Annotated in this window: 21 protein-coding genes and 4 pseudogenes; 14 read left to right on the forward strand and 11 right to left on the reverse strand. The window is 28.3% G+C overall.

Going from position 1 to position 24,704, the window contains the following annotated elements; translation table 11 throughout:
• The first annotated feature begins 35 nt into the window (after positions 1-35).
• The 5 genes from JJC05_RS15490 to JJC05_RS15510 all read left to right on the forward strand — a co-directional run bounded on the left by JJC05_RS15490 (position 36) and on the right by JJC05_RS15510 (position 4,691).
• A complete protein-coding gene (locus tag JJC05_RS15490; RefSeq protein ID WP_235877800.1) occupies positions 36-746 on the forward strand; it encodes a hypothetical protein in 711 nt (236 codons plus the stop codon).
• 452 nt (positions 747-1,198) lie between these two features.
• The gene (locus tag JJC05_RS15495; protein ID WP_127823000.1) at positions 1,199-2,380 is read left to right on the forward strand and encodes a M23 family metallopeptidase; all 1,182 of its coding nucleotides are present in this window, start codon (positions 1,199-1,201) and stop codon (positions 2,378-2,380) included.
• Between the two features lies 1 nt (position 2,381).
• The gene (locus JJC05_RS15500; protein ID WP_235877802.1) at positions 2,382-2,762 is read left to right on the forward strand and encodes a hypothetical protein; all 381 of its coding nucleotides are present in this window, start codon (positions 2,382-2,384) and stop codon (positions 2,760-2,762) included.
• A 468-nt stretch (positions 2,763-3,230) separates the two neighbouring features.
• Positions 3,231-3,566, forward strand: a complete 336-nt coding sequence (locus JJC05_RS15505) for an XAC2610-related protein (RefSeq protein WP_235877805.1) — start codon at positions 3,231-3,233, stop codon at positions 3,564-3,566.
• Between the two features lie 852 nt (positions 3,567-4,418).
• A complete protein-coding gene (locus JJC05_RS15510; RefSeq protein WP_235877807.1) occupies positions 4,419-4,691 on the forward strand; it encodes a hypothetical protein in 273 nt (90 codons plus the stop codon).
• Positions 4,692-4,877: 186 nt separating this feature from the next.
• Here the strand turns inward: JJC05_RS15510 and JJC05_RS17730 are convergent, their stop codons facing one another.
• From JJC05_RS17730 to JJC05_RS15520, 3 genes and pseudogenes are all read right to left on the reverse strand, one after another.
• Positions 4,878-5,093 (reverse strand): protein-tyrosine phosphatase family protein, encoded by a 216-nt coding sequence (locus JJC05_RS17730; protein WP_258929301.1) that lies wholly within the window; start codon positions 5,091-5,093, stop codon positions 4,878-4,880.
• Positions 5,094-5,227: 134 nt separating this feature from the next.
• On the reverse strand, positions 5,228-5,443 hold the full coding sequence (locus JJC05_RS17735) for a protein-tyrosine phosphatase family protein (protein WP_258929302.1): 216 nt from the start codon (positions 5,441-5,443) through the stop codon (positions 5,228-5,230).
• Positions 5,443-7,362, reverse strand: a pseudogene (locus JJC05_RS15520) (LTA synthase family protein). Before JJC05_RS15520 ends, JJC05_RS17735 begins: the two are co-directional and overlap by 1 nt.
• Before the next feature lie 123 nt (positions 7,363-7,485).
• On the opposite strand from JJC05_RS15520, the gene JJC05_RS15525 reads away from it, so the two are divergent.
• The 6 genes and pseudogenes from JJC05_RS15525 (at position 7,486) to JJC05_RS15550 (ending at position 14,098) form a co-directional block, all read left to right on the forward strand.
• Positions 7,486-8,910, forward strand: a complete 1,425-nt coding sequence (locus JJC05_RS15525; RefSeq protein ID WP_105196878.1) for an L-serine ammonia-lyase — start codon at positions 7,486-7,488, stop codon at positions 8,908-8,910.
• Positions 8,911-9,095: 185 nt separating this feature from the next.
• Positions 9,096-9,428, forward strand: a complete 333-nt coding sequence (locus JJC05_RS15530) for a HopJ type III effector protein (protein ID WP_088393905.1) — start codon at positions 9,096-9,098, stop codon at positions 9,426-9,428.
• A gap of 130 nt (positions 9,429-9,558) precedes the next feature.
• A pseudogene (gene recJ, locus JJC05_RS15535) lies at positions 9,559-11,246 on the forward strand (single-stranded-DNA-specific exonuclease RecJ).
• 304 nt (positions 11,247-11,550) lie between these two features.
• The gene (locus tag JJC05_RS15540; protein ID WP_235877809.1) at positions 11,551-12,174 is read left to right on the forward strand and encodes a hypothetical protein; all 624 of its coding nucleotides are present in this window, start codon (positions 11,551-11,553) and stop codon (positions 12,172-12,174) included.
• On the forward strand, positions 12,167-12,544 hold the full coding sequence (locus JJC05_RS17740) for an ATP-binding cassette domain-containing protein (RefSeq protein WP_258929303.1): 378 nt from the start codon (positions 12,167-12,169) through the stop codon (positions 12,542-12,544). The genes JJC05_RS15540 and JJC05_RS17740 overlap by 8 nt, the downstream gene beginning before the upstream one ends.
• 312 nt (positions 12,545-12,856) lie before the next feature.
• Entirely contained in the window at positions 12,857-14,098 is a 1,242-nt protein-coding gene (locus JJC05_RS15550; protein WP_127823712.1) for an MFS transporter, read from the forward strand.
• 248 nt (positions 14,099-14,346) lie between these two features.
• Here the strand turns inward: JJC05_RS15550 and JJC05_RS18985 are convergent, their stop codons facing one another.
• The 8 genes and pseudogenes from JJC05_RS18985 to JJC05_RS15585 form a co-directional block, all read right to left on the reverse strand.
• Positions 14,347-14,463, reverse strand: coding sequence for a hypothetical protein (locus tag JJC05_RS18985; protein WP_374226319.1), 117 nt, complete (start codon positions 14,461-14,463; stop codon positions 14,347-14,349).
• 23 nt (positions 14,464-14,486) lie between these two features.
• Positions 14,487-15,389: a S66 family peptidase gene (locus tag JJC05_RS15555; protein WP_374226320.1), complete on the reverse strand. Its 903-nt coding sequence runs from the start codon at positions 15,387-15,389 to the stop codon at positions 14,487-14,489.
• 663 nt (positions 15,390-16,052) lie between these two features.
• Positions 16,053-16,223 (reverse strand): hypothetical protein, encoded by a 171-nt coding sequence (locus tag JJC05_RS15560; protein WP_235877810.1) that lies wholly within the window; start codon positions 16,221-16,223, stop codon positions 16,053-16,055.
• A 613-nt stretch (positions 16,224-16,836) separates the two neighbouring features.
• Positions 16,837-17,583: a DUF4184 family protein gene (locus tag JJC05_RS15565; RefSeq protein WP_235877811.1), complete on the reverse strand. Its 747-nt coding sequence runs from the start codon at positions 17,581-17,583 to the stop codon at positions 16,837-16,839.
• 69 nt (positions 17,584-17,652) lie between these two features.
• Positions 17,653-18,357, reverse strand: coding sequence for a hypothetical protein (locus JJC05_RS15570; RefSeq protein ID WP_235877812.1), 705 nt, complete (start codon positions 18,355-18,357; stop codon positions 17,653-17,655).
• A gap of 139 nt (positions 18,358-18,496) precedes the next feature.
• The gene (locus JJC05_RS15575) at positions 18,497-18,949 is read right to left on the reverse strand and encodes a DUF2750 domain-containing protein (protein WP_105196871.1); all 453 of its coding nucleotides are present in this window, start codon (positions 18,947-18,949) and stop codon (positions 18,497-18,499) included.
• A 266-nt stretch (positions 18,950-19,215) separates the two neighbouring features.
• Positions 19,216-19,891: pseudogene (gene rsmI, locus JJC05_RS15580) on the reverse strand (16S rRNA (cytidine(1402)-2'-O)-methyltransferase).
• Between the two features lie 249 nt (positions 19,892-20,140).
• Positions 20,141-21,022, reverse strand: a complete 882-nt coding sequence (locus JJC05_RS15585) for a DUF8457 domain-containing protein (RefSeq protein ID WP_127823008.1) — start codon at positions 21,020-21,022, stop codon at positions 20,141-20,143.
• A 144-nt stretch (positions 21,023-21,166) separates the two neighbouring features.
• Between JJC05_RS15585 and JJC05_RS15590 the strand changes: the two genes are divergently transcribed.
• From JJC05_RS15590 to mscL, 3 genes and pseudogenes are all read left to right on the forward strand, one after another.
• Complete coding sequence (locus JJC05_RS15590) at positions 21,167-21,793, forward strand: thymidine kinase (protein ID WP_088393595.1); 627 nt, start codon at positions 21,167-21,169, stop codon at positions 21,791-21,793.
• Positions 21,793-24,235: pseudogene (locus JJC05_RS18990) on the forward strand (bifunctional UDP-N-acetylmuramoyl-tripeptide:D-alanyl-D-alanine ligase/alanine racemase). The gene JJC05_RS15590 and the pseudogene JJC05_RS18990 overlap by 1 nt, the downstream one beginning before the upstream one ends.
• A 65-nt stretch (positions 24,236-24,300) precedes the next feature.
• On the forward strand, positions 24,301-24,678 hold the full coding sequence (gene mscL, locus JJC05_RS15600; RefSeq protein WP_105196868.1) for a large conductance mechanosensitive channel protein MscL: 378 nt from the start codon (positions 24,301-24,303) through the stop codon (positions 24,676-24,678).
• Positions 24,679-24,704 lie beyond the last annotated feature (26 nt).

Below are 24,704 nucleotides of genomic sequence, written 5' to 3' on the forward strand. Positions count from 1 at the left end.
CCACTTATATATAACCCAAAAAACAAGACAAGGATTTGTACAAAAAAAGGAAGCAATATTACAAAACAAAAATATGCAACAGTAAACGTAGAAATAAAAAAGCCAAAGGTTCTCCAGCTGAAGAAAAACCAAAAAGCAAGAAAGAGGAAAGTGGCTTATTAAACCCTATTTCCGAAACCTTAGGCGAAATATGGGATTGGGTAGAAACCCAAGGAACTGCCCTAAGAGACAAACCCCACACCATTGAAATCCCGGAGGGAAAAAGCCCCGCTATTGTGGGGAAAACGAAGAGTGAGAAGACTTCGGTAGAAGCTATTATTGATGCTTACTTTGCCAAGGAAGAATTTACAAAGGAAACAATTGAAAAAACTGGAAATCATCAATATATATTTAAAAGTGATAATAAAAATATAGATAAAGACAAAATTGCCACTATCATAAAGAAAAAAGTAGATGCAGACCTAAAGAAAGATAAAAAATATTCGAAACTAGAAGATATAAAAGCTGCTTTAACTAAAACTACTTATGCTAAAAATGAAGTAATCTCTTTTGACTTCTATAAGCTAGGGGCTAATTTTGTTAAAATCAAGAATGCCCCACTAGAAGAAGAAATATATGTAGTAGCAAAAACCGTATTGCTAGATGGGAAAGAAGTAAACATTAAAATAAAAGAAAAAGAAGAAATTTTAATAGCTAAAACTGCCGATTTACCCGTTCAAGAAACGAAAAAGAGGGTGCAGAACTAACCACATTAAAAGCTACAGTAGAAAAAGGAGAAGCTAAAATAAAAATTAAGCTACGCCCAAAATCTGATGAAGATTTAAAAAAGTGGAAAGAAAAACTGGCTGGAATAAAAGACGGACAGCATACATATACTTTTGGAGGTAAAAATGATACTAGTACCGATGCCAAGAAAAAAACGGTTGCTGGCGTAATTATTAAAAAAATAAAAGACGAATTAGCTAAAAATAAAAAGTTTGCTAAATCTGAGGATATTGTAAAAGCATTAGCAAATGTCTCGTATGACAAAGGCGAAAAAATCACTTTCGACACCTACAAAGTACCGACCGAATACCTATGGCTACAGGCAGAATGCCAAGGTAACGTTAAAAAACACGAAGGGGAATTTTTGAAAAAAGATGGGGAGTATTTTGAGATAGGGAAAAAATGTGAGTGCGAAGCTAAGATTAGGGCTTTTATGAGAGTATTGAGAATTGCCGAAGGTACTGGTGAATATATTAAAGGAACAAAAACAGCTAGAGACCCCCAATTAGGTTATACAACTTGGTTTAGTGGTAGTGGTAATAATTTTACTCTATCAGATGACCATCCGAGAACAATTAATTGTAATAGCACTAAAAGTTTGTGTTCTTCAGCTGCTGGAGCTTATCAAATAATGAGTTGGACTTATGATGAACTTAATGGATATTTAATAGAAAAATATGGTGAAACATACAGGACTGTGACACCTAAGGTCTATAATGAAAAAGATGATAGAGCAAAGAAATATAATGCAAAAGGGTTCATTCAAATATCTCAAGATAGATTATGTGTTATAATTTTGAAAAGAAATGGAGTCATTGAAAAATTGTTAAAAAATGATATTCGAGGTGCTATAGCTAAAGCAGCAAACATTTGGGTAAGTTTGCCCGGAGGTACAACAGGCCAACCAACAGCTAAAATGAAAGAGACTTTAGATTATTATGATGAATTTCTAAAAAAAGAATTGGCAGAAGATAGTTATTTGCATATTAAAAAAGGCTTTTTAAAAGAATTTGACATCAAGTGCGGATGTATTGATAATAGTGAATGCACTGAAGATAAATGTGTTAATTATGCTGATGTAGTGCCAAATCCACAAATAAGTAATGCTAACGGTGGGAAAATCAATAATAGATTTAATTCAGAAGGAGGAAGAAAAAATCCACACAGAGGTGTCGATATTCACACTGGAGATAATAAAGTTGATGTCCATTCTTTATTGTGCGGTGAAGTTGTATATACTGTAAGTTCTTTTAATACTAATGAATATAATTCAAGTAGTCTTGGGAACTTAGTAGTTGTTAAATCAATCGATAAAGATGATCAAACAATATATATAATGTATTGTCATTTAGACTCTGTAAAGGTAATTAAAGGAAATAAAGTTAAACATAATGACATACTAGGAATTTCAGGATCAACAGGTAATGCAGGCTCAGTTTTTGATGAAAAAGGGAATTTGATTCATGGTATTTATCCAAAATATTATCATATTCACATAGAAGCTGCTATAAATTATATTGCAGATAGCGCAACTTTTAAAAATGTTGCTTCTTCTAGAGTAAATCCTGAAAATTATATGAAAACAAAATTTGATAGTAATGGAGATAAAATATAGAATGATGAAACAAATAATTAAAATTCTTTTATTCAGCTTCTTGATTACTGCTTGTAACGGCCAAGTTACAAATAGCAAAAAACTGAAAACCTATAAAGACAATACACAAAATCAAAATACCAATAAGGAACAAGTGCCTGTTGATTTTTTTGATAAAAAATATTTTAATGGTTATATGATTTCATTTGGTGATTCTGATATATCTGAGCATCCATATCGTTATTATTATAATTATAGAAATAAAGAGGTACAATGGTTTGCCATAAGTTATGTACCAAAAGACATAAGTTTACGCAATTATTGGTTGAACTATCTTCAAGATCCTAATACAAATGAAATTGGAAAGAGCTCAGAAATTGAAAAAAAGTCGCAAAAAATTTAAATTTGTATAATATTTTTGCAGTTTATATACCTAAAATATACTTAGATGTATCAAATGGAGAATCGGAAGAAGCAATGTTTTTTAAAAAAATACCGAAATTTATTTTTATCAATATAATCTTTCAGAGAAAAAATGGAATTTTCTAAAAAAATTAAAAACAAATAGTCCTTTAATCGGCAAATATGATTTTTTTTATAAACAGTTTCCTCAATTATTTTCTTCAAATATTGTTTCAAAATCAAGAAATAATGATATTGAAAATCTTTCAATATCTAAAAAATTCAAATTTAAGTTTCAAGTTTCAACAATCAATAATGACGAAGACAATGAAAAACAAAAAATTAATATTACTATAAAAAATATCGAAACAAATAAAAATCAAGAAATTGATTTTGTACCAGAGATGTTATATACAAAAAGAACAATCTAAACTCTTCAATTCATTCCTATTTTAATCCTAAACAGGAATTGATAAAAACTTCAGAAGGGATTGAACAATATCACGATTTTATATTACTAGATTTTAATTTTGATGGTCTAGAAGATTTTGCAATAATAAATTATGAAGGAAGTAATGGAGGTCCTCAATATGCTTATTACAAACAAAACTCTAAAGGACAATTTGAATTGGATTTACAGCTAACTGATGATATTAGATTATTTCCTATAGAAATTAATAATAAAGAGAGAAATTTGAAATTTGGTCATCCTTCTGGATGTTGCAAAATAAATACATTTGTTATCAAGATTCAATCTAATGGAAAATGGAAAGAAACGTATTCTAAGTTAGATGATATTAAATAACTAATAGCCATAACTTTTTGGGAATCATATCTGATTTCTAGATAAAAATTAAAATGAAGCAGAAAGCTTTTAAGAATAAAGTTTTGAATATTAATTTGAATAAAAATTAAATTTGACTAAACAAGAAAAGGTAATGTAAAATGAAAATAAAAAACTTTTTCAAAAATTTATTAGTCGTGCTTACTTTTATTAGTTGCAATGGACAAACAAAACTTCTGAAATAAAGTCAAAAAAGAAAGTTCAAAATCATCTATTGTAGATAATTTTAATGCAGAAAAAAACTTCATTTTGATTCAGAGAAAAAAGTTATATACTCAACTACATTCATTAAAAATTTAGGAAAATTCACAATTTATTATCTTCCTATTTCTAAACAAAGCATTGATTATTACGATAAATTTGAAGTAAATAACAATATTAAACCCTTATATGAAGAATTAAATTCAGTTAATTATTATTCATCAAGTGATGAAAAAAAATTGATCAAATACTCAAAGCTAAAGTAAAATTTGAAAACGATTTTTTAATAATAAGTACATTCATCCCTAAAGAATATATAAATATTCAAAGTGAAGAAGATTTTAGTATTGGATTCCCTTTCATACAAAAATACTATAAAAAGAACAAGGAAATTGGTCATTTTTAATTGATAAAAAAATTAAAAATGCTAATGAAGAACAAAGCTTTAATTCGAAGGAATATTTTTTTACATTTTATCAAAATAAAAATTTAAACAAAAAATATTCAATCAATGGAAAATGGCAAGTTGATTGTAAAAATGGGCTTGGAAATTTAAATATAAAAGATAAAGAGGCTTCTTTAGTAGTTCTTTATAATCAGATATATATTGATATGTCAGAAATTAAAAAAAATGATATTGAAAATGGGGTATCTTATAAGTTAAAAGAAATCCCTGAAGATATTGGAAATATTGGACGTAATTTAAATTGGAAAGAATATTTAAATGATGAGCCAATAGCATATATAAAAATGATAAATGATAAAACTGTAAAATTTTATTGGTATGGTTTTTATAATGAAAAAACAAAAAAAAGAGAATTTAAAGAAATAAGTTTTAATCAAGAGAAGCAAGGAAAAGAAATAATACTGAAATTATGTAAATAATGTTTTTATTTGTAAATCTGTCTTTATAGAATATTTTAAAAAATATTAAACCCCGTTTTTTAGAACAACAGTTTTAAAAACGAGGTTTTAAATAGAAAAGTTAAATAAGTTTCTAACCTTGATTTTATTAATAAAATTGATTTACGAATCTGATTTTTAAAGGACTTGAGTATGTAAATTATTATTTTATTGTATCTTTTCTTTTTTGTAATTGTGAAGAAAATCACCTTTTGGTTTTCCTAAATCAAAAGAAGAATATTTGGTTAACATTCTAGTGGAAGTACGGGCTTTATCTTTATCCCAGTTTTCGTATTCTATTCTGTAAAGTGCTGAATATAACTCAGCTCTACCTACACCGTGATAACAATGAATTAAAACGGGATAATTTTTAGGATTATCCATGATTTTATAAAAGGTCTGTAGATTTTCTTGTGTAGGAACTTGATCAGAACCGTTATTGTAATAGTTAAGACCGGGTATTTTTGTAATAGCTTCTTTTTCTGCTGTTAATTCAGAAGGGACTTCTGGGTTGTTTTCTAAATCCTCAGTTCCCGAAATCGTAAGTCTACAATTGATTTTATTTTATACTTTTTTACATAATCTTCTATTTCATCGGGAGGTATTACACCACTTTTGTATACTTTTCCTTCTGTAATAGTTTCAAAATTGTGATTGAGGTGCATGTCATATACGTATTTTCCACCTATAATTCCTCCTAATATTGCTATGAATAATATTATTTTCTTTTTCATTATTGTGCTAATTTTTTATCTATAATTCTATCAAAATAATCTTTAATTAATGCTTTGCAAATTTCTGCCGTTTCTAGCATTTCTTGATTGGGTTTAATGGTAAGTTCTTTTTCTAGTGCTTTATCATTTTTGTCGTAAAAATGAATACCTTTATTACCATCAAAAGTACAAATATAATTGCCTCTTTGTAATTGGTAGCTATTACCATTAAAATTTATTGTAAAAGGAGATATGTTTGTTTTACTTGCTAAACTTCTTCCCCAGCTTCTAAAAGGTTTTGAGTATCCAATCATATCTAATACAGTAGGATAAATATCTATTTGTTGAGCAAAATCATTATTTTCGCCTTTTAGACTTCCATCTGGCTTGTAGATAAGGATAGGTACAGCTTGTCTATTTACAATTTTGTCATATTCAGGATATGCTGTAAGATTAGTATGATCTGCGGTTATAATGAATAGTGTATTTTTAAACCAAGGTTGTTTTTTAGCTTCCTCAAAAAAACGTTTAAAAGCATAATCTGTATATCCTACACATTGGTGTATTGGAATGGTTCCTTTAGGAAATTTACCTTCGTATTTTTAGGAACTATATAAGGTTCGTGCGATGAAACGGTAAATATGGTACTAAAAAAAGGTGTTTTCTTTTGATCTAATGTTTTTTTCATGAACTGCATAAAAGGTTCGTCCCAAATACCCCATACTCCGTCATGTTGCGTATCATCATTAAACTCCGTTTTTCCGTAATAATGATCAAAACCTAAAATATTTCCAAATCCAAGAAATCCCATAGATCCATTAGGTGCTCCATGAAAAAAGAAGTATCATAACCTAATTCTTTTAGACAAGAAACTAAGGATTGAATTTTTTGATTAGGATAAGGGGAAGAGGTGAAAGCATCTCTAAAGGATGGAATTCCTGCAATAACAGAAGACATTCCATGGATGGATTTACTCCCATTGGCATAGGCATTAGTAAAGATTAAACTTTCTTTAGCTAATTCATCTAAAAAAGGGGTATAACTTTTAAAATGAGGGATACGCGTGTTTTTATTCATACATCCCCAATATTCACGACCAAAACTTTCTGTTATAAATACGACAATATTAGGTTTGGAAGGATTATAGTTGTGATATTGTTTGATTGGTTGTATTTGACTATTTAATATAGTATCATTAATTGTGTAATTAACTTTTTGAAAAGTTGTTGTACGGAATGTTCTAATTAAAGCAAAAGGTGTGTTTAAAATTATATCCGCATGTTGTGGTTTGCTAACGTATTGATTGGCATCTATAAGGTTAATAGGACGAGTACTTTTTTTGAAATCTCCTCGTATTCCTCCTATTGATAAGATTAAAATAATTATCACTCCAATTTTTGAAGTTAAAAAGTATTTCCAATTATGTTGAACTTTTTCTTCTTGAACTTTAACTAACTTGTATAATTTAATCCAGATAAAAGCCGTTATAAAAAGAGTAGATAAACATACCAATAACTTACAATAAATCTGAAAAACATATTTCCTTTATTCGATTCATGCTTAGCAATATCTAAAATAGCAATAGTGGTTCTTGAGTAGATGTATTTGTAGTATATAAAGTCAATAAAATTAGTGGCATAGGCTATTAAGTTAGTAATAAAATAGACATAAAATAATAGTTTTTGGTAGCCTTTGTTTGTATTGATCCATAAAGGAAATATGGAGAGTAATATAAACAAGGAATTTACGTATAATATAGCAGTAGTATCAAATATCAACCCATGAAATGCTAATTTAAAAAACTGTTCTAATGAATCTATTTTTAAAAATTTTAGATTGAAAAGAGTGAAAAGAACTCGAACTAAGGAGTAAAAAGTATATACAAGTAATATTCTGTAAGCTAGTGCTTTATATTCTTGAACTCTAATGTTTTTGATCATTATGGTGTTTTTTTACCACAAAAATAGGCCATAATATGATATCTCTATTTATATTTTTTAAAAAAATTAACGCTTTTTTGTAAAGAATAGGAACCTTATCTTTGTGGGCTAAACTAGAAAATTATGGAAGAGTGTATTTCAGTATTTGATATGTTAAAAATAGGAGTAGGGCCTTCAAGTTCGCATACTTTAGGTCCTTGGCGTGCGGCTGAACAATTTTTAAATGAAGTTAAAGAAGCAAACATTCTAAATAAGACGAATAAGGTACAAGTTGATTTATATGGATCACTTTCATTAACAGGAGTAGGACATGCAACAGATTTAGCTGTAATGTTAGGTCTTAGCGGACAAGATCCAGAATATATTCCAGTTCAAGATATTGAGGGCATTATTCATCAGATTAATACTGCAAATGAATTAAAATTAGCGAATGAATTTACCATAAAATTCAATCCAAAATTAGATATTATATTTAATAAAAACTTCTTACCTTTTCACGCTAATGGTTTGACTTTTACAGCTTTTTATGAAAATGGGAAATATGAATCCACTTTTTATTCAATAGGAGGCGGATTTGTGGTGAAAGAAGAAAGAAGCTCAGCTAAAGAAAAAGAAGAAGTGAAAAAAACATTTCCTTATCCTATAAATTATGCAACAGAATTATTAAACTATTGTCAACAACAAAATAGGAAAATATCTGAGATAGTTTATGATAATGAAAAATCAATTCGTACAGAAGATCAAATACATCACGAATTGATAAGAGTTTGGAATACGATGTTAGAATGTATGTATATTGGTTGTCATACAGAAGGTATTTTACCGGGAGGATTAAATGTAAGGAGAAGAGCTTATGATATGCACCAAAATCTCATCAGAAACTCCAGTTATAATTCACCGCAAGAATGGTTAGAAACGATTCGTAACACAGAAGTAAAGTTTAGACAAATACTTAAATGGGTCTCTTGCTTTGCATTAGCAGTAAATGAAGTAAATGCTTCACTAGGTCGTGTTGTTACAGCCCCTACCAATGGAAGTTCAGGGGTAATTCCTGCGGTATTAATGTATTATATGGTTATCGAAAATCATCAAGCTAATGAGAGTCAAATTAAACAATTTTTGATGGTAGCGGGTGAAATTGGTTCTATTTTCAAAAAAGGAGCTACTATATCAGCAGCTATGGGAGGATGTCAAGCGGAAATAGGCGTTTCTTCAGCTATGGCGGCAGGTGCTTTATGCGAACTAATGGGAGGTACACCCGAACAAGTTTTAATGGCAGCAGAAATTGCTATGGAACATCATTTAGGACTCACTTGTGACCCTATTGGTGGACTTGTTCAAATTCCTTGTATAGAACGAAATACAATGGGCGCTATTAAAGCAATTAATGCAGCAGAATTAGCATTAGAAACAGACCCTAAAAATGCAAAGGTTCCATTAGATAAAGTTGTAAATACCATGTGGGAAACAGCTAAAGATATGAATAATAAATATAAAGAAACCTCGGAAGGAGGATTGGCAGTTGCCGTAAATATGGCCGATTGTTAAGATAAGTATTAATTAAATTCCGAGAGTATCTGAAAAGTTAAAAACCAACATTTAGTCTCTCACTTTTACAATAGGAGAAATCACATTATAAGCGTTATGTGATTTTTTCCTTTGGTCAAAATGATAAAATGACCATTTTTTCGAATAGCTTTTTTATCTTTAACTCAATTAAAAAATAAAAAATAATGGATCTTTTAATTCAAAAAATAATAAAAGAAGAAAATATTTCTTTTGAAGAAGTAATAGCCCATATTGATGTAAATTATGTGTTTACTCCAGTAGCTTTCAAAAACGGAAATCAAATGAATCAAATAGGAGAAAATAATGGTTCTTGTAAAATATTTTCTTTTGCCCTTTTACATGAATTAAATAAAGAACAAACGTTAAAGCTTTTCGGGAAATTTTACTATGACGTACTAGCAAAACCAGAAGAACAAGATCATCAAAATATACGAAATTTTATTAAATTTGGTTGGGATGGTGTTAAATTTGAAAAACAAGCACTTTCTTTAAAATAGTAAAGAAGTAATAGCCTTTTTTTGTGTTATATTCGACTAAATAAACGCTTATTTTTATTAATTTTATAGAAGAGGACTTTTTAAAGTACAAAAGGAACTGCATACCGTTTTAATATCATAATCTATAGTTATGCGTTGGACATTAAAATCTAAGCCAGAATTAGAAAAGATACAAGCTTTACAAGATGTACTCCAAGTAGATGCTATAGTGGCCACTCTTTTAATACAAAGAGGAATAGAAACATTTGATGATGCTAAAAATTTTTTAGACCATCATTATCAGATTTACACGATCCTTATCTTATGAAGGATATGGATAAAGCAGTAGAGCGAATTGAAAAAGCTATTTTACATGATGAAAAAATTTTAGTTTTTGGTGATTATGATGTAGATGGTACTACAGCTGTATCATTAGTTTCTTCTTATTTAAAAAGCTTTTATCATAATGTGGCTACCTATATACCAGATCGTTATAAAGAAGGCTATGGTGTGTCTTTTCAAGGAATTGATTTTGCAGAGGATAATGATTTTACTTTAATTATTGCTTTAGATTGTGGGATTAAATCTATTGATCATGTGCAATATGCTTTTCAAAAAGGAATTGATTTTATTATTTGTGATCATCACAGACCGAGAGTTACTTTACCAAATGCAGTAGCTATTTTAGACCCCAAAAGAGAAGATTGTTTTTATCCATATAAAGAATTGTGCGGTTGTGGAGTTGGATTTAAATTAATACAGGCATTAGCATCTAAAAGAAATCAAAAAATAGAAGATTTAGTTCCTTATTTGGATTTGGTAGCCACAGCTATAGGTGCTGATATAGTACCTATAACAGGAGAAAATAGGGTTTTGGCTAAATTTGGATTAGAGGTAATTAATACCTGTCCTAGACCGAGAATACAAGCCTTAATTTTAAACTTAAAGAAAAAAGAATTAACCATTTCAGATGTTGTTTTTATTATAGCACCACGAATAAATGCTGCTGGAAGGATAAAACATGGTAATTATGCAGTATCGTTATTAACAGAGTTTGATTTATTACAAGCTTCTCAATGTGCAGCTGCTATTGAAATTTTTAATTCGGATAGAAAAGATTTAGACAAACAAATAACAGAAGAAGCATTAGAACAAATTTTACATAATCAAGAAATTGATCGCTTTTCAACGGTTGTTTATAAAGAAAATTGGCATAAAGGCGTTATAGGAATTGTAGCCTCTCGTTTGGTAGAAAATTATTATCGTCCAACTATTGTTTTTACAAAAAGTGGTAACCAATTAGCAGCATCCGCCCGATCTGTAAAAGATTTTGATATTTATAATGCTTTAGAAGCTTGTGCGGAACATTTAGAGCAATTTGGAGGACACATGTATGCTGCTGGTATGACTTTAAAAGAAGAAAATTATGATAAATTTAAGATCGCTTTTGAGAAAACGGTAAAAGAATCTATTCATCCAGATTTATTAACACCTGAAATCAATATAGATCTAGAAATTCAATTGGCTGATATTACACCCAAATTAATGCGTATTTTAAAACAATTTGAACCTTTTGGACCTGAAAATATGACCCCCCTCTTTATCTCAAAATCACTGCATGACACAGGTTATGGTAAAGCTGTAGGACAAAATGAAGAACATCTTCGCCTTTTTGTAAAGCAAAATAAAAGCGAAAGTTATAGCGCAATAGGTTTTGGTATTGGTAAAAAACAATTACTTACTTCCAATTTGAGAAGATTTGATGCCGTGTATTCTATTGAAGAAAATGAGTGGAATGGAGCTGTTTCATTGCAACTTAGATTACGAGACATAAAATGATAAAATTAGAGATAGAATATTTTAAAATTCAATTTAAATTATTTAATAGACAATTAAAAGACTCTGGAATATCCCTTCAATTAGCATATCCTCTTTTAATAATAGGGTTTTGGTTGGGGGGCATTATTTGTTTAAAACATCACCTTATGCTCATCTAATATGTTTTTTTTATAGCTTAAGTATTTGTATTTATTTATCGGATAAAGAAAGAAACTCCTTTTTAAAAACAACTTTTAATAAACTAGAATATCGTAAGATAAGAATACTTGAAAATATTATTTTTAATTTACCCATATTCATTTTATTGATTTTAAATCATTGCTATTTAGAAATTTTAATATTATTATTAAGTTGTTTTCTTTTTGCATTTATAAGTTTTAAAAAATGTTATAATACAACCATTCCAACACCATTTTCTAAAAATCCGTTTGAGTTTTCTATTGGTTTTAGAAAAAAAATTTGGACATATCCTCTTTTTCTTTTTCTAGCAATTATGGCTATGAAAGTTAGAAATCTAAATTTAGGAATTGTAGCTACAATAGGACCTATTGTAGTTTCTTATTCTTATTATTTAATGATGGAACCTGATTATTTTATTTGGATTCATCAGTTTTCATCAAAAGAATTTTTAAAGTATAAAATTTATCAAGCAATAAAAAATAGTTTATTGCTTTCAATCATTTTATTATTATCAATTAGTCTTTATTTTTATCAAAGTTTAGACAAAATTTTGTTCGCTTATGGATTAGCAATTTTATTTTTTTGTTTAATAATAATCATAAAGTATGCCTCTTATCCAAACAAAATAGGTTTTCCTGAAATAATACTTATTACATTCTGTATTTATTTACCTCCTTTATTACTGGTTTTTATTCCGTACTTTTACAAAAAAGCATATCAAAAGATTAATAAGTTTTTATATGATTAACATTCAAATTCACTCAAAAAAATATGGAAATAAATTAGTCTTAAATTCGATTAATTTAAATTTTGAAAAAGGAAAAGTGTATGGTATTGTAGGTGATAATGGTGCAGGTAAAACTACTTTTTTTAACTGTTTCTGTGGTTTGGAAGAATTTGAAGGAACTATTAAAAGTACAGCATTATCATTAAAAAATAAAATAGGATATTTACCTACAGAGCCATACTTTTTTGATAAAATGACAGGTAAAGAATACCTCCAGTTTTTTTGTAATGCTCGAAGATTATATGGAGTTCCTATTCAAAAAAGAAATGTTTTCGAATTACCTTTGGATCAATATACCTTAAATTATTCAACTGGAATGAAAAAAAATTAGCTTTAACGGCTATTTTACTTTTAGATAATGAATGTTTTGTTCTTGATGAGCCTTTTAATGGAGTAGATTTTCAGAGTAATTTCTTAATTACAGAAATTATTCATGAATTAAGAAATTTAAAAAAAATAGTTTTAATTTCTTCTCATATTTTTTCAACTTTAAAAGAAACTTGTGATGAAATAATCCTTTTAAAGAGAGGAAGTGTAGAACAGCAAATAAAAAAAGAAAAATTTTCAGAGCTCGAAAAGGAGTTAAAACAAACAACTTTAAAAGAATTGATTAATAATCTAGAATTAAAATAAAGTGTCAAGAATAAAACAAAAAGATCCTTATTCATCATTAAAAATAAAAGAGTTTAGATGGTTTTTAGCTATGCGATTAGCCATTGTGTTAGCATGGTCTATGCAGTTTATAATCGTAGAATGGGAAGTGTATAGAATTACTAAAGATCCTTGGTCATTAGGACTTATAGGTTTAATGGAAGTAATTCCGGCTATTGTTTTAGCATTATTTGCTGGACATATTGTAGATAAAAATGAGAAGAGGAAAATGCTAATGAGTTGTTATTTTGGCTTATTTATACTCTCATTGGTATTAACGAATTTAATCAATCCCTTTTATTTTTCTTTTTTTAAAAAGAAAGAAATACTTTACGGTATATATACTTTAGTTTTTTTAGGAGGTGTAGCTAGAGCTTTTATATTTCCTTCTATATTTAGCTTGTTGGGATTAATAGTGCCCAATTCAGAAAGATCAAATGCAGCTGCCTGGAGTAGTTCTACTTGGCAAATTTCAGCAACTATTGGTCCTGCATTAGCAGGTTTTTTAATAGGTTGGATTGGTGTTTTGGGTGCTATGTGTATTGTATTAGTTTGTATTTTAATTGGATTATTTGCACTTTTTCAAATTTCACCCAAACCTATTTTAAATATTCAAAAAACAGAATCTGTATATGAAAGTTTGAAAGAAGGATTGGTTTTTGTATTTAGTAATAAAACAATTTTAAACGCTATTTCGTTAGATATGTTTGCCGTTCTTTTTGGTGGTGCAGTAGCATTGTTACCCATTTTTGCAACAGATATATTAAAAGTTGGTTCAGAAGGATTTGGTATTTTAAGAGCAGCACCTGCAATAGGAGGGTTGATTACTATGTTATTAGCAACTCATTTTGATTTAAATTATCGAGCAGGGAAAAAATTATTATGGGCAGTTTTTGGTTTCGGAATCTGTATTATTGTTTTTGGTTTATCATCAAATTTTTGGATTTCAGTTGTAGCATTATTTATGAGTGGTGTTACGGACGGAATTTCGGTTGTAATCCGATCTACAATATTGCAGTTATATACTCCTGATGCAATGAGAGGAAGAGTGTCTTCAGTTAATTCAATATTTGTAGGATCTTCTAATGAATTAGGTGCTTTTGAAAGTGGATTTACTTCAAAACTTATGGGAACTGTAAATGCCGTTATTTTTGGAGGAATTATGACGTTAGTAGTGGTGAGTAGTATGGCAATAGCTTCACCAAAATTTAGAGATCTTAATATAGATAACTAGATTTTTCTAAAACGAGATTTTAAACTTTAGTTTCAAATCCCTTTTTGATTATTTTATTCAAAAATGGGATTTGATAGGGCATTTTATAATAGAATTAGTCTAAATGCTGTAATCTTGTTATTTGAACTAAAGAAAAACTCGAAATGAATAATAAAACCTTAAATAAATTTGATAATCTACTTCATTTTTTTGAGTAAAATTCTCGAATTTCCAACCCAAGAAACAAACTAAATATTAGTTTACTGTTTTTAGATTTCCCCATTTACTCCACTTTCTAATATTTTAAATTGTTTATTTATACAATCTATTTCTGCTTTTGCACCAAAAGGGAGAGTGAAGGTTGGGCAGGTATGACCAAAGTCCATTTGCGTTATAACAGGCAGATTTGTTAAATTCTCTTCAAGTAATATTTTTTTATAACAATATCATATTCTTCTGTAAATTTATTATCGTAAGGTCTACCAACTATGATCCCTTTTAATAGTTTAAGAATACCCATTTCAGCATAGTTTCTTAAACAACATCCGATATAATCAGGTCTTGACATGACTTCTGAAGTTTCTAAAAATAAAATAGCATTTTTAAATATATTTACTTCAGGCCAATAACTAGTTCCTTTTAGCATTTCAAGAGATTCTAGACATCCACCAATAAGCTGTCCTTGTACTATGGTGTTTCCTTGTAAAAAATTCCACCCTAAATGTTTTTGTAATTTTCGTTTTGTATGTAACAATGATTTATCAAACCATTCAAGTCTTTCAGAAGTCCAGCCTTCCTTGTTGGGTAAAATTTCCCCAATAGGATTTTTACTAAATAAAGTTTTTTTTAAATCTTCTATTTGATATTGATACATTCCTCCATTTTCTGCAAACCCCACTAAAGTAGAAGTGCCATAAAACGAAGAAAGACCTGCTTTTAGGCATAAAAAGTGTATTATTGTAGAATCAGAAAAGCCTATAAAAATTTTTGGATTTTGTCGAATAACTTCAATATCTATATATCGTAAAATACGAATACTATCTTCTCCTCCTATATTAGAAATAATGGCTTTAATAGAATTATCCTTAAAGGCTTCCATTAGATCATTTGCTCTTTCCTGTGGATTTTCATAAATCCATTTTGCTGATTTTAAGGCATTTCTTGTTTCAACTACCTCTAATCCAAATATTTCTTGAATTTGATTTTTACCTTGTTCATATCGATAAGGAACCTCTCCAGCTCCTCCCCAAGAAAGTGAAATAGTAGCTACTTTATCTCCTTTTTTTAGCAATTTAGGTTTAATTAGATTCATTTTATAACTGTTTAGATAAAAAAATAACTTCTAAATAATATTACCGATTAAAAAAATCTTGTAGAATAAAGACGATTAGATATTATTTTAGAAGAATGATAATTTATATATAATAGTAGCAATCATCATTTTAAAATCAAAATAATTGTATTATAAATCAGTTAGAGATAAGAGCTAAATGAAAATGTATAAATGATAGTATAAATATAAGGCTTATATTTTATTTTTTGTTTATAAAAAATATTATATTTATTAAATTAACATAAGTTCGATATAAAAAGCATTGATTTTTAGTATATTATATAGGGTGTTTGTGCTTCCGTTAGTGCTTTCTTTGTTTTTCCGTCGTATAGATATGACATAAATTCCTCAAAGAAATACGAAAGAACTGTTTATTAGCAAGTTAAAAGTTTTCTTAAGCCGAACTCACGTTAAACCCAGATTACGCATTAGACCCGAGCGTAGCGAATAGACGAAGTAAATCTATTGCACTTTATTTTTATTCAAATTCAAGCACGTACTCAAATTTTAATCATCAAAATAGTTCACTATTTCTTCTTCTAAAATTTTCCGTGAGCACTTGAATTTATTGAAAAATTTTGTTTCACAACGAAGTCTAATGCGTAATCTGGGTTAAATTAGTATAAAAGATTTTACAGCTATTTATTTAATTCTAGGTTCAGCACCAATTAACGGTTTTAATTTTCGCCAAAGAATATTTTCAATATCTTCTAAATAATCTACTTCTTCTTTATTTAATTCTAAAAATTGAAATTCTAAATCAACAGCATCCAGTTTATTAAACCATTGACAAAGTTTTAGTGAAGATGTCATTTTATGTCCCAAGCCAAGATGCTGTATAAATCTATTAAATAAGTTTTTTTCAACTTTTCCTAAATATAAATATTCAGTTAAATTTTCATTATCTTTTGTAGGTTTTGACCACCAACCATTTTTAGTATTTCGTGCTTGTACAAATTTTTTAAGTAATTTTTTATTATCAGATTTTTCAAAATGTCTTATTTTAAACCAATAAATAGCAGGATTATTACAATCAGAAATTTTTTTGAAATCAGGATATAAAGAAATAAGTTTTTTTTTGAAATCGTTATTTTCTTTAGCAGATAATCTTTCTTTTTGCTTTCTTCTTAAAATAAAATCTTCAAAATCTAAATTAATTTTTTTGAATATCTCATTTTCTATATTGATTATAGAGCTAAATTGTTCATTATTAATTTCTATTTTTTTAAACTTTCATAAAATTCTATTTTTTGTTTTATATATTCATTAAAATCTATTTCCATATAAAATCAGTTATAATTATATTGGTTGTTTTTAATTATAAATATAGAAAATAAAATTTATTCAATAAAATTTAAAAACTAAATAGCTTAGACAGATTGATTTTTTTGTAGTAATGTTTTCAAAAGGATTAATTAATATTCTTTTATACGACTTTTTTAAAAACAATATTGATTTTATTAAGAAGTATTGGAGTTAAAATAAGAGAACTTAGTAAAGCAGAAATACAACTTGTGATTAGATCACCATATCGTTTTACATCAAATTCATATATAATTCTTGATATTATTATTGTTAATGTTATACTGATAAAAATTATCCAATATTTTGAATGGATTGTTCTAAATTTTATGTTATTAATAGGAAGCTTGTAAATAAAAAAAAGAATAAAAAGTCCACCCAATAAGGTACTTGAATGTTGTAGTACTTTAAAAACAGAAATAGAAATTTTAAATAAGTGAATATGACTTTTAAGAAAAGGGATTTTTTGTACAAAATACCCTTCTTTATGTGTAAAATCGTCCCACAATATATGTGAACTTATGCCAATAAAAAGAGAAAATAAGACCACTATTTTATTTTCCTTAAAATAACTATTCCAATCGAATGATTTGAAAATTAAAAATCTGGATTTAAAAAATAAAGGCAGGTTATTAAATAAGCTATTTCGAATAATATTATGAAAAATAAAAGTAAGTAAAATAGCGAAAGGTAGATCAAACCAAAAAATTCCTGTAATTGAATGACTATAAATACTTTTAACCTTCATCCGTAAAAAATACTCAAAATCAGGAACCATGCTTCCTATTATCAGTCCAGTTAATGAAAATCGTTTTTTGGAAAAACAAGTTAGAGGCAAAATAATAGCAGGATGTGAGAATGTTAAAGGCATTTTGATTATTTCTTTTTCTATATGAAAGAGTTATGAACCTATTTAATTTGCTTTTTCGTTTTACCGTTATTATGATTCTAATTTTGTTTTTTTAACTATGTGTATCCCTCCAACACTATACGCTATATCAATTGGTATTACTTTATTATTCAGATAAAAATTACCATTTTGAAATGGGGTAATTCTTTCGTCAATTAAGAAAAAATAATTCTCTTTATCGTTTAATATATGCAGATTATCGTTTGTAAGTTCAGTGAGTTCAATATATTCTACTAGACCTTGTTTGTTTAATTCAGGGATTGCTATTTTTTGACCGTTTATTTCACAAACGTGTTTCTGTCCCAATCCGGGCATTCCAAACCAAGGAATAGCTTGTCCAATTTGTAGCGAAATTTTAGAAGTATCTCCAGAAAAGAGAAAATATTTAGTTTTAAAAGTTTCAAAAATGGGGGGTAATGATTTTTTAGGAAATGGTTCTTCTGCTTTCCAAAAAAACATAACTTTATTCTGCCATTCAGGGTCATTAGGATCTTCACAAACTAAATTATCAGTCCAATAGTGCATATAGAGTTGATTTGCTTGTAGAAGAATAGTAGATTTTAAGATATGATTTCTTTGTTCATCTGTTAATGGTATAATTATTTTATAAACAGTATTGTCTCCTGTAGATATAAATGTGTTATTATGCTCTATTGGAGTGTTTTTTGTTTCGAATTGATTCGATACATCATTATTGTTTTTATTTCTTCTGAAAAAATAGTTAAAAAAATTCATAAATCGCATTATTGTAATATTAGTTTTTTATTTGAATAAATTAAAATTTATGTTATACTAACAGGTAGTTTGTTAAGTAGGGAAAAGTTTTGTATATGATTTCTAATTTTATATTTTAAATGTATCGTTTTGAACTAATTTAATAGAGCACCTCTTTAATTTTTTGTGCCAAATCACTCAGATTTCGATAATAAGATAGTTTCAAATCTTTTTTAATAATTTTTAAATAATCAACTATTTCTAAAATTAATTCTAAAGGATCAGCTTCATAGCCATACAGATTTTTATCAAATTCAATGCCAGCCATCATAGCATCTGAATCAAGGCCAATACACCAATTTTCTATAAAATCAACTAAATCTATTTCTTCCACTTTATAGTTAGCCCATTCTTCATTTTGACAAATTTGGGCATATTTTTTTTGACTCCAGACGCAAAGTATTGCTATAGGATTTCCTTCTTCGTCTTGATAATTATTGGCATAAGATAAAGAGTAAATCTCTGAATTTACTAAGGTATACACTTTTTCAGTTTCACAAATAGTCTTAATAAACTCTTGATGACGTTGGATGATTTGAATATCGTTTTTCATGAAATAGGGGCATTTTTTATTTTAAATAGATTGAATTTTATAAAAATAACGGATATTATGGAATAATTTTTTTTAGGAATTATAAATTTTGGTAATTTTTATCAATAAATCTAAAAGAGCGTATATGTTTTGCAATGGTAAATAAACGAAATCTAAAATATACTTCGTTTTATATTCATCGTTTTTATTTTTGTAATGATTAATTGGGATGAAAATAGACATCCTAAATGATCTTAGTAAAATTTAGTTTGATACTAATAAAAAAATTACTTAGCTTTTCCAGCTAAACAAATTACAATTTCACCTTTTGGCGGTTTTGCTTCAAAATGTTTTAAAACTTCTTCAGCAGTCCCTCTTACTGTTTCTTCATGCAGTTTAGAGAGCTCACGTGATACACTAACTAAACGATCAGAACCAAAGTATTGAACAAACTCACCTAATGTTTTGATTAATTTATGAGGAGAAACATACAAAATGATTGTTCTAGTTTCTTCTGCTAATTGCAAAAAGCGGGTTTGTCTTCCTTTTTTATCAGGTAAAAAACCTTCAAAAACAAACTTATCATTGGGTAAACCACTATTTACTAATGCAGGAACAAAGGCAGTAGCTCCGGGTAAACACTCTACTTCTATACCGTTTTCTATGCAAGCTCGTGTTAATAAAAATCCGAGGATCTGAAATAGCAGGAGTACCAGCATCACTAATTAGAGCAATGTTTTGTCCTGTTTGTAAACGCTGTATTATTAGATCGACGGTCTTGTGTTCGTTGTGCATGTGATGGCTTTGCATGTGTGTAGCAATTTCAAAATGCTTTAGTAATTTGCCACTAGTACGAGTGTCTTCTGCTAAGATACAGTCTACTTCCTTTAGAATTCGAATAGCTCTAAAGGTCATATCTTCTAAATTGCCAATAGGGGTTGGGACTATGTATAATTTACTCATTTGTTGAAGTTGAATTGTAAATTAGGACTTAATAATTTAAAAAACAAAAATGTTTAAAATAATTGATTCAATAAGTTTATAAAAATGAAAGCAAAAAAACTGTCCAAAATTAAAAAATCAACGCACCGTTTGTTACTCTGATGTAAGGAGGAGTCTTATAATCAATATTATGCGATTTTTTTCGCTGGTGGATGACAAGATTGCAACCTTTTCGGACAGCGGCCTTGTCTATTAATTTTAAATTAAAGGTTATGAAAATTTACTTAAAATATATTCCATGAAGCGTTCTTCATAATCTTCACGCCCTAACCAATTATTATAATCAGGTTTTACCATTTCTTCAATAAAATCTTTAGCTTCTTGGTAACTTTTAAAAGTTTCCAATTGGGAGAGGACACGATTTAAATCTTCAGTACTACCATCAAATAAATTTTTTTCAAATGCCATGCGATCGTTCAATGATAATCCAACAGATCTAGAAATTTTGTCATTTAAGTTACTTAGAGGTTTTTCTATGACACGTTCAAAGGTAATTTCATTAAAATTAGACATGAATTCAGGAAAAATTTCTTTTACAGTTGATGTATGAATTTCGTTGGAAATGCTTTTTACCTCTTCCAGATTACCTTCTGTTTCTTTATTTATTTTTTCAGAAACAGTTTTAGAATGTATTTGACTGAAAAAGGCATCCATTGAAATTTTTTCAGATTGGCTATTATCTTCTTCGTTTTCTATGATTTGAGGTGTATTTTCTTTTTCGACTGTTTCTTCTTCGGATTTTTCTATAGCTGAAATAGTTTCTACGATTGGTGTAATTTCCTTAGTTTCAGTTTCTGTACTTTCAATAGCTAAAATGGATTCATTTTGAATAGTTTCATCCAATTCCTCTTTTAACTGAGCTATTACTATTTTTTCATTATAATCAAAAGCATGTTCTAATTTTTCTTCTATTTGTTTTCTTCCAATAGTAGGTTGTATATCACCAAAATTTTCCTCAACAAATACTAAAACAGAAAGTTTTTCATACAATCGTTGTGCCTCGCGATGTAATTCACGTATATCATCTTTATGTTTTAATTGTAAAACTTTATGGGCAATACTAATCAATTCGGCTTCCAATTTCTTTTTCATTGCGTTTAAATTTTTAGTGATGAAAGAATTAAAATTTATTGATAACTTTATCAGTCGAGCTGTAAAACAACCAGTCTTTTTTAATAATTTTGCGAGTTACAAAGTAATAAAAACTATTCATTTTTATCATTATAAAATTAAAAAATGTTTTTAGAAAATACAGTAAACCCAAAAGAACAGTTTGGTTGGATTGAAGTAATCTGTGGATCGATGTTTTCAGGAAAGACAGAGGAGCTAATACGAAGATTAAGAAGAGCACAATTTGCAAAACAAAAAGTAGAAATCTTTAAACCTAGTGTTGATACACGTTACGATGAAGAAAAGGTAGTTTCGCATAACAAAAATGAAATCCGTTCAACTCCTGTTCCTGCTGCCGCTAATATTCGTATTCTAGCGCAAGGTTGTGATGTAGTAGGTATTGATGAAGCACAATTTTTTGATGAGGAAATTGTTTCTGTCTGTAATGATTTAGCAAACGCAGGCGTTAGAGTCATTATAGCTGGTTTAGATATGGACTTTAAAGGAAATCCTTTTGGTCCTATGCCTGCTCTAATGGCTACAGCAGAATATATTACAAAAGTGCATGCAGTATGTACTAAAACAGGAAATTTAGCTCACTATAGTCATAGAAAAACAGCCAATGATAATTTAGTGTTATTAGGAGAAAAGGAAGAATATGAACCGTTAAGCAGAGCTGCTTATTTTAATGCTATGCGTAATAACATAGAAGTAATTGATGAACAAGTTATAAATAAAGAAGAAGATAAATAATGGCACTGGTACTCAACCAAATTGTAACAGCATTGTCTTGCGAATTTATAGATTATAATAGCTCTATTGTAATTGATTCCGTTTCAATAGATAGTCGATCAAATCAAAATACAAAATCTACACTTTTTTTTGCTCTTGTTGGTCCTCATTATGATGCACATCAGTATATAGAAGGACTAATAGAGCAAGGGGTAGAGTCGTTTGTTGTACAGACTCTTGATGAAAAATGGCTAGGTAAAGCTAATTTTTTAAAAGTAAACAATACATTACAAGCTTTACAATCATTTGCTGCGTATTATAGAAGTTTGTTTTCATTTCCTATAATAGGAATTACAGGAAGTAATGGTAAAACAATAGTGAAAGAATGGTTAAATTTTTTGTTAAGCCCAGATTATACAATTATAAGAAGTCCAAAGAGTTATAACTCGCAAGTTGGAGTACCTCTTTCAGTAATTGGAATCAATGAAATGCACAATTTAGGTATTTTTGAAGCAGGAATTTCTACTGTAAATGAAATGCAAAATTTGCAAAAAATAATTCAACCTACAATTGGAATTTTAACGAATATAGGTTCTGCTCATGATGAAGGTTTTGTAGATCTAAGCCAAAAAATTAAGGAAAAAATAAAACTGTTTGAAGGAGTTCAAATATTAATTTTGAATAAAAATAAAACAATAGAATCATTTTTAGATAAATCTATTAAAACCTTTACATGGAGTATAGAAGATAAAGAAGCAGATGTTTTCTTTCAAAAAAAAATAATAGGTCAACATGTAGAATTAACTATTAACTATAAAGAACTTTCTTTTAAAATAAATATTCCTTTTATAGACGAAGCCTCATTAGAAAATAGTATACATTGTATTTTAATCATGTTGCATTTAGGGTATCATAAAGAAGTAATTCAAGAAAGAATGGCTAAGTTATACCCTGTTGAAATGCGATTGAAGATTAAAAATGGTATTTATAATTGTACTATAATTGATGATAGTTATAGTGCTGATTTTCAATCTTTAAAAATAGCATTGGATTTTTTACAAAATCAAAAACAACATAAAAAAGAACGTTAATTATTTCGGATATTTTTCAATCAGGATTAACAGACCAAGAACTTTATTCAAGAATAGCACAGCTAATTATAGCAAATAAAATTACGAGAGTTATTTGTATCGGGAATACGATTTCAAAATTTCAAAATAAATTTTTAATGCCATTTCTTTTGATTCAACAAATTCTTTTATAAATACGTTTGATAGTCTTGATTTTTCAGATGAAACCATTTTGATTAAAGGAGCTCGTATTTTTGAATTTGAAAAAATTGTTTCTTTATTAACAGAAAAAAAACATGAAACCGTTTTAGAGATTAATTTAAATTCTTTAAGTCATAATTTTAACTATTACAAATCTAAAATAAAACCTACAACCAAAATAATGGGTATGGTAAAAGCTTTTGGTTATGGAAGCGGAAGTTTTGAAATAGCAAAATTATTAGCTCATCATAAAGTAGATTATTTAGGGGTGGCTTTTGCAGATGAAGGAATTGAGTTAAAAAAAGCAGGAATTGAAGTGCCTATTATGGTCATGAATCCAGAAATGACCAGCTTTAAATCAATTATTCAATATGGATTAGAACCCGAAATTTACAGTTTACGCGGTTTGAAAGCCTTTGTGAAAATTTTAGAAGAACAAAAACAAAAACACTATCCAATCCATATTAAGATAAATACAGGGATGAATCGTTTGGGTTTTGATGAAGAAATAATTCCTGAATTAATAGCTACACTAAAAGAAAATAAATGGGTTCAGGTTAATACTATTTTATCCCATTTTGCCGAAAGTGATAATGAGGTAGATAGAACATTTAGTTTGAATCAAATAAACTTATTTGATCGCCTTTCTAGACAAATTATGGAAGCATTAGAATACAATCCGATCCGTCATATTTGTAATTCTTCTGGAATTAGTAATTATCCTGAAGGCGAGTTTGATATGGTTCGTTTAGGAGTAGGGATGTATGGCGTTTCTAATGATTTAAATGAAATGAAATATTTAGAAACGGTAGGTACTTTAAAATCAGTTATTTCTCAAATACGAACTCTAAAAATAGGCGATACCGTTGGATACAATAGACGTTTTGTTGTAGAAAAGCCAACGCGTATGGCTGTAATTCCAATTGGTTATGCAGATGGAATATCTAGAAAATGGGGTAGAGGTGTAGGGTATCTTTTAGTTAATGGAGAAAAAGCACCCATTTTAGGAAGTATTTGTATGGATATGCTTATGATAGATGTTACCAATATATCCTGTGCAGAAGGCAATGAAGTTATTATTTTTGGAAAAGATCTACCTGTAACTGTTATTGCAAATGCTATAGATACTATTCCGTATGAAATATTAACAGGTATTTCGCGTCGTGTGTCGAGAATTTTCTACAGAGAATAAATTTAAACATAACTATTTATAACTTAGATTTGTAACTTTTATTAACTAAAAAAACAATTACAATTATGAGTATTATTTCTGAATTTAGAGATTTTATAGCAAAAGGAAATGTAATGGATCTTGCAGTAGGGGTAATTATTGGTGGTGCTTTTAGTGCTATCGTAAACTCTTTGGTAGCAGATGTTATTACTCCTGCTTTGTTAAATCCAGCTTTAAAAGCTGCACAGGTAGAAAACTTAGCCGAATTAAAAACGGATGGAGGTATTTTATATGGTAAGTTTTTAGCAGCTATTATTAGCTTTTTGGTTATTGCTTTTGTTATTTTTATCTTGGTAAAAAGTATTAATTCACTGAAGAAAAAAGAAGCAGCAGCACCAGCAGCACCAGCAGGTCCTACACAAGAAGAATTATTAATGCAAATAAGAGATTTGTTGAAAAAATAATTAAGATAAGCTTCTTTTATATAGTT

The sequence above is a fragment of the Flavobacterium davisii genome (assembly GCF_019565505.1).
GTDB lineage: Bacteria > Bacteroidota > Bacteroidia > Flavobacteriales > Flavobacteriaceae > Flavobacterium > Flavobacterium davisii.

What these genes read in the sequence shown, in the direction of transcription:
- JJC05_RS15590 (WP_088393595.1), top strand. Translation starts at nt 21,167, where the DNA reads ATGTTTTTAGAAAATACAGTAAACCCAAAAGAACAGTTTGGTTGGATT.
- JJC05_RS17730 (WP_258929301.1), bottom strand. Translation starts at nt 5,093, where the DNA reads ATGGATAATCCTAAAAATTATCCCGTTTTAATTCATTGTTATCACGGT.
- JJC05_RS18985 (WP_374226319.1), bottom strand. Translation starts at nt 14,463, where the DNA reads ATGGACTTTGGTCATACCTGCCCAACCTTCACTCTCCCTTTTGGTGCA.
- JJC05_RS15575 (WP_105196871.1), bottom strand. Translation starts at nt 18,949, where the DNA reads ATGAAAAACGATATTCAAATCATCCAACGTCATCAAGAGTTTATTAAG.
- JJC05_RS15530 (WP_088393905.1), top strand. Translation starts at nt 9,096, where the DNA reads ATGGATCTTTTAATTCAAAAAATAATAAAAGAAGAAAATATTTCTTTT.
- JJC05_RS15525 (WP_105196878.1), top strand. Translation starts at nt 7,486, where the DNA reads ATGGAAGAGTGTATTTCAGTATTTGATATGTTAAAAATAGGAGTAGGG.
- JJC05_RS15565 (WP_235877811.1), bottom strand. Translation starts at nt 17,583, where the DNA reads ATGCCTTTAACATTCTCACATCCTGCTATTATTTTGCCTCTAACTTGT.
- JJC05_RS15555 (WP_374226320.1), bottom strand. Translation starts at nt 15,389, where the DNA reads ATGAATCTAATTAAACCTAAATTGCTAAAAAAAGGAGATAAAGTAGCT.
- JJC05_RS15500 (WP_235877802.1), top strand. Translation starts at nt 2,382, where the DNA reads ATGATGAAACAAATAATTAAAATTCTTTTATTCAGCTTCTTGATTACT.
- JJC05_RS15495 (WP_127823000.1), top strand. Translation starts at nt 1,199, where the DNA reads ATGAGAGTATTGAGAATTGCCGAAGGTACTGGTGAATATATTAAAGGA.
- JJC05_RS17740 (WP_258929303.1), top strand. Translation starts at nt 12,167, where the DNA reads ATGATTAACATTCAAATTCACTCAAAAAAATATGGAAATAAATTAGTC.
- JJC05_RS15570 (WP_235877812.1), bottom strand. Translation starts at nt 18,357, where the DNA reads ATGAATTTTTTTAACTATTTTTTCAGAAGAAATAAAAACAATAATGAT.
- JJC05_RS15560 (WP_235877810.1), bottom strand. Translation starts at nt 16,223, where the DNA reads ATGACATCTTCACTAAAACTTTGTCAATGGTTTAATAAACTGGATGCT.
- JJC05_RS17735 (WP_258929302.1), bottom strand. Translation starts at nt 5,443, where the DNA reads ATGAAAAAGAAAATAATATTATTCATAGCAATATTAGGAGGAATTATA.
- mscL (WP_105196868.1), top strand. Translation starts at nt 24,301, where the DNA reads ATGAGTATTATTTCTGAATTTAGAGATTTTATAGCAAAAGGAAATGTA.
- JJC05_RS15585 (WP_127823008.1), bottom strand. Translation starts at nt 21,022, where the DNA reads ATGAAAAAGAAATTGGAAGCCGAATTGATTAGTATTGCCCATAAAGTT.
- JJC05_RS15510 (WP_235877807.1), top strand. Translation starts at nt 4,419, where the DNA reads ATGTCAGAAATTAAAAAAAATGATATTGAAAATGGGGTATCTTATAAG.